General features: G+C 60.0%; 5 protein-coding genes. 1 reads left to right on the forward strand and 4 read right to left on the reverse strand.

Annotated elements, in window-relative coordinates:
• Window positions 1-67 precede the first annotated feature (67 nt).
• On the forward strand, window positions 68-1330 hold the full coding sequence (locus RMO15_RS30550; RefSeq protein ID WP_309722164.1) for a hypothetical protein: 1263 nt from the start codon (window positions 68-70) through the stop codon (window positions 1328-1330).
• Window positions 1331-1334: 4 nt separating this feature from the next.
• Here the strand turns inward: RMO15_RS30550 and RMO15_RS30555 are convergent, their stop codons facing one another.
• The 4 genes from RMO15_RS30555 to RMO15_RS30570 are packed head-to-tail and all read right to left on the reverse strand — an operon-like array spanning window position 1335 to window position 4463.
• Window positions 1335-2108, reverse strand: a complete 774-nt coding sequence (locus tag RMO15_RS30555; RefSeq protein ID WP_309722166.1) for a sulfite exporter TauE/SafE family protein — start codon at window positions 2106-2108, stop codon at window positions 1335-1337.
• The gene (locus tag RMO15_RS30560; RefSeq protein WP_309722169.1) at window positions 2105-3232 is read right to left on the reverse strand and encodes an aminotransferase class V-fold PLP-dependent enzyme; all 1128 of its coding nucleotides are present in this window, start codon (window positions 3230-3232) and stop codon (window positions 2105-2107) included. The genes RMO15_RS30555 and RMO15_RS30560 overlap by 4 nt, the downstream gene beginning before the upstream one ends.
• A complete protein-coding gene (locus RMO15_RS30565; RefSeq protein ID WP_309722172.1) occupies window positions 3229-3939 on the reverse strand; it encodes a molybdopterin-dependent oxidoreductase in 711 nt (236 codons plus the stop codon). Before RMO15_RS30565 ends, RMO15_RS30560 begins: the two co-directional genes overlap by 4 nt.
• A 29-nt stretch (window positions 3940-3968) precedes the next feature.
• Window positions 3969-4463 (reverse strand): macro domain-containing protein, encoded by a 495-nt coding sequence (locus RMO15_RS30570; RefSeq protein ID WP_369016185.1) that lies wholly within the window; start codon window positions 4461-4463, stop codon window positions 3969-3971.
• Between the last annotated feature and the right edge of the window lie 311 nt (window positions 4464-4774).

Here is a 4774-nt window from a genome sequence, read left to right on the forward strand (position 1 = left end):
TCAAAAACTCGTGGGCGTGGAGCACACCGACCCAATCAAAGAGATTATTGCGTAGGCGAAGTGTCTCATGAAACACTTCACCCTACTTGATCCCGATGCCACGGAAGCCCCAGATTGGGAGGTTCTTCTTCAGGCGGCGGACTCCTACAACGGCTACGAGCGCTTGCGTGCCGTGCGCTGGCTGGAAGAAGCTCAGACGGGAGAGGAGCTTAAGCCACTCCTGAAGCGGGCAAACGACTGGGTGCCCCAAGTGCGTCACGCAGCCCAGAGTGCGCTTATCGCTCGCCTCACCCCGGAGTACGCCTACCGTCTTGCCTGCGTCCTCCCCGAGATTGAGAACCTCCAGCGTCTGGGACGCGACAGCCACGCAGGGTTTATTGGTAGGGTTCATGCGCTGCTTATTTCCCTCGAAGGGGAATCAGGCCTGCTCCATGCCTGCCACCACGGGCCATCACCCGCGCGAGAGCACTGCCGACTGCTGGCACTCCGTCGCCTTCCTGGCACACATGGGGCACACTGGTTAGAGGAATCGCTCAACGACGCCGATTGGCTGCGACGACTAGCGGCACGCCATGCACGTACGGAGGCCACGGAAGCGCAGTTGGTCCGCTGGACACGCGAGCAGAGTATCCGCCCTCCCGCAAGCATTGCACAAGAGCTTCTCTATGGGCTCGTCGAGCGCTTCCCAGAGGCCGCGCCGCCGGTGTTGGACACACTTTTGCTCTCCCGCTACACCGCGCTTCGCCAGACCGCACAGTTCTACTCAAAGGCGCATCGCAACATCTCGGACTACTACCAGGCATACTTCCCAGAGCCCCTCGCGCTTCTGGGATGGACCGAGAGTGGCGGCGATTTAGAGATATTAGAGCCCTTCCTGACCGATGCGAACCCAAAACTCCGAAGGGCTGCCCTCCACGCGGTGGCCCAGCGCGATCCTGAGCGCTTCAAGCCACAGCTTCTGGCTGCCCTCGCCGACTCTACAATCGGGGCAAGCCGTCCGGTTGTGGCTGCGCTTCGTAGAGTACTCCTCAGCAGCGATGAACCGATCCTCCAGACAGCACGATTCGGCGCAGCCCCCTACCAACGGCGGCGACTGATCGGTCTACTCACAGCACTGCCCCACTGGAGTATCCCTGCTGCCTTACTGGAGTTCACCCCCCTCGAAGACGAAGCAGTACATGAGCTAGAGCGCTGGCTGAATCAGCAGGTATTTACACGTCCCACGACGGCTCAGTTTACTCGCTTACAAACCTGCCTTCCCCAGTGTCCTGAGGCGCAACGGGCTAAGCTCGGTCAAGCGCTGGCCTATGTTGAGCGCTTCGTTTTGTAGGCAGCTAGCGCTTAATCAGCGTGACGATCCCGATCACCAGAAGAAAGGCAGCAAAGAGCCGCTGTAGGGTCTTGGGGTTGGCGTGGCGTGCGAAGCGCTGACCTATGCTCATGGCAACTAGGGTCACGGCCAGAAACGCTCCCGCCATTCCCCAAGCGATGTGAACTTTGCCGATATAGCCCGTCAGAGCGGCGGCGGCATTGCCCGCGATAATCCAGACCGAGGTCGCCGAGGCTCTTTTTAAAGAGAGCTTCCCCACGACAGTGAGGGCAGGAACGATCATAAAGCCACCGCCCACCCCGACCAACCCCGTGAGCAGCCCGGCACCAAGGCCTATGAGTGGTGTGAGCCAGGCGGGAGCGGTCTTTTGTGACGACTCCTGAGCCGATGCAGTGGATCGGAGATACATGGCTTCGGCGGCAGCCAGAACAACCGCGCCAAAGAGGAGCTTGAGGGCTAGCTCCGGCACATGCTTTGAGAGCAGTGCCCCACCCCAGGAGCCCACGAGCCCGCTGAGTACGAACGGAAGCGCGACCTTGAAGTCGGGTTTTGCTTCCTCAGGGTTGTTTTTGCAGCGCCGGAGCGTGAGCAGCCCTCCGATCAGCGCCGCCGTTCCCACCACCAAGAGGCTTGTTGCGCTGGCTTCGCGGTGGGGCAGGTGCGCGGCATAGGAAAACGCGGGCACGGCCAAGATCGCGCCGCCCGCCCCCAGCGTCCCGAGGGCCAGCCCGGTCGCAATCGCAAACCCCGCGAGCGCAAGGCCCATTTCTAGTGTCATGCGCGGAGTCCCCCAATGGCGCGTTCGAGGTCGTCGTCGTTGGTGTAGGCATGCGGTGAGAAGCGCACCCAGCCACAGCGAACGGCTGCCCAGATATTTTCTTGCTCCAGCACCGCCAAAATCTCCTCGTTACTTTTTGTGGGATGACGAAACGGGACGATCCCACTGTGGCCGTCCGTGGGGCAGACTTCTAGGCCCAACGCACGGAGGCGTGTGCGAAGCGCTTGGGCATGGTGGCGAACAGCTCTCTCTATCTCCGCCATTCCCACGGCTTCAAGGAGAGCCAGCGAGGCATCGAGCGCAGCTGTGGCCAGAATCGCAGGGCTTCCTTCCTCGAAGCGATCCGCCCGAGGCCGCGCATCCTCAAAGCGCAGCCGGTCCCAGACAAAGGGGTTGTTCACCCAGTTCCACCCGACATTGGTAGGAAGCAGCTCGCTCAGACGCTCGGGCTTGATGTAGAGTGGACCGATACCTGCGGGAGCAAGCAGCCACTTGTGACAGCCGCCAGCGGCAATATCGGCCCCACAGGCACTCAGATCACACTCCAGCGCCCCAAGCCCCTGAATTACATCCACCACAAACCAGATATTTCGCGCCTTGCAGAACGCTCCGAGCTTCGTCAAGTCCATGCGCTGCCCGGTTCCCCACTGTACCCAGCTCACGGCCAGCACGCGGGTCTTCGCGTCGCAAGCCGCAATCAGCGCATCTTCGGAGAGCAGGTCATGCGGGGGCAGACAGGCGACGATCCGTGTCTCGACGCCGCGCACGGCCTGTGCCTGCCAGGGATAGACCACCGAGGGGTACTCGCACGCGCCCACGACGACGTTCTCTCCAGGCAGAAACGGAATCGCCTGGGCCGCAATCGCGAGGCCGTGGCTCGTGTTACGCACCAGCCCCACACCGGCGGCCTCGACATTCATCATTCGCGCCAAGCGCTCACGCAGGCGCTCCTGGCGCGTGAGGTGCGCCCGAAACGCCCCCATGCCATCACCGTGGCCCAGCTCGATAAGTGCCTGGCTGACTGCCGTGGAGACAGCCGTCGGAGTCGGCCCCATTCCCGCGTGGTTCAGGTGCACCCCGTTCTGGGTACTGGGAAACTGCGCCCGAAGCTCTTCAAGCGTCATAGTGCATCGCCCGTTTCTTCACTAAACCGAAAACGCTGCTCTTTCCAGGGATCGCCCAGCATGTGGTAGCCGCCTTTTTCCCAGTAGCCCGGCGCGTCTTCGGCCTTAAACTCAATCGCGCAGACCCACTTGGCCGACTTCCAGGCATAGAGCTTCGGAACTACCAGCCGTAGCGGGCCACCGTGCTCGTTGCTGAGCGGCTCACCGTCGTGGCTCCAGGCAACCAGACAGTCGTCATGCGAAAAATACTCCAGTGGCAGGTTCGTGCTCCAAGTCGCCGAGCCGCCGCGAAAGAACGTCACTTCGTCGCGTCCGTAGACCATCACGTACTTTGCGGTGGGTTTAAGCCGCACCTGGGCCAGTAACGTCTGCGTGCTAATCCCTTCCCAAAGATTGCCCAGCCGCGACCAGCGCGTGACGCAGTGCATGTCCGCCGCGACAGATGTTTTAGGGAGATTTTGCAGCTCTGCCCAAGTGAGCAAGACCGGCGCCTCGACCTCACCGTAGAGTTCCAGTGTCACGTCTTCAGGCACAATCGGCTTGGGGTGAATCCCCGTATCCAGCACCGGCCACTTCTTCGTGCGGCTCTGGCTCGGGGGAATGCGCTGGGCGCGATGCATATCGGGAGAGACACATACGCCCTCGGAAAAATCCTCTGGGCCGGGAGGTGTCTCCCCCTGAAGCTTTATCTCAGGGGAAAGTTCCATATCCCCTATGATACCTGGTTACTCAGGCACTAGACACCAGGCTCTACGGCCTCGATACCGGGTTTATAGCCCTCGTAAACAAAGACCGGGATACTCAAGCTTCCTAGGTGCCTCTCTATCAGGGGCTTCACATCAGCCCATTCAAGACCCCCCACCCCTGTTGCCAGACGAGGCAGCGCAAGACTGGTCAGTTTCTCGGTCTCCACCAGCTTAGCCAGCTCACGTAGAGTGTGGTTGACATACTCAAGATGGGCTTTCCCAGGATGCCCATGGCTACGCTCAGGCGCAGGTTCCTGGGTAAATAGGCTCACAATTCGTACCCCACCCACTCCACTCCAGATCCACAGGTTCCCCGACTTGGGGTGGTACGTTTTGTAGTAATGTCGCAGGTCGTTATACATCCCCGGCCATTGCTCACGAAGCGCGAGGGCAAGCCCAGACTTACAGTCATCGTTGGGGGCAACTCCATGGGCAAGTGCCGCCGCTTTTGTCTTGAGAATGTCGCCTTCCACAAAATAGATCATCATTTCCTCCACCTACGATTTTAAGGCGTTACTGAGAAAAGAGAATCCACACTTCAGCAGATTTAGAAAGCGGCCAACGATTTGCAAACGATACTACGTTAGTATGAAGAAGTCAAGGAGAAACACACAAACCCACTTTCCCTCTGGTCTGTCAAGTACTCTCCCCTGCCCTATCCTGAAAATACCGGCTCCAGCCCTCCCTCTTGAGGCATTGCTTTAGGCGAGAGTTGAACTTCGTAGCCCAAATGACCCAGCCGACTTACCAAAGTTTGAACCGTCTTCAGGGGCTGACGCTTGTCAAAGTAATCGCC

The sequence above is a fragment of the Armatimonas sp. genome (assembly GCF_031410135.1).
In the GTDB taxonomy this organism is placed as follows: Bacteria; Armatimonadota; Armatimonadia; order Armatimonadales; family Armatimonadaceae; genus Armatimonas.

Excerpts from the sequence above, each read along its gene's own strand:
- RMO15_RS30555 (WP_309722166.1), bottom strand. The coding sequence starts at position 2,108 with ATGACACTAGAAATGGGCCTTGCGCTCGCGGGGTTTGCGATTGCGACC.
- RMO15_RS30550 (WP_309722164.1), top strand. The coding sequence starts at position 68 with ATGAAACACTTCACCCTACTTGATCCCGATGCCACGGAAGCCCCAGAT.
- RMO15_RS30565 (WP_309722172.1), bottom strand. The coding sequence starts at position 3,939 with ATGGAACTTTCCCCTGAGATAAAGCTTCAGGGGGAGACACCTCCCGGC.
- RMO15_RS30560 (WP_309722169.1), bottom strand. The coding sequence starts at position 3,232 with ATGACGCTTGAAGAGCTTCGGGCGCAGTTTCCCAGTACCCAGAACGGG.
- RMO15_RS30570 (WP_369016185.1), bottom strand. The coding sequence starts at position 4,463 with ATGATCTATTTTGTGGAAGGCGACATTCTCAAGACAAAAGCGGCGGCA.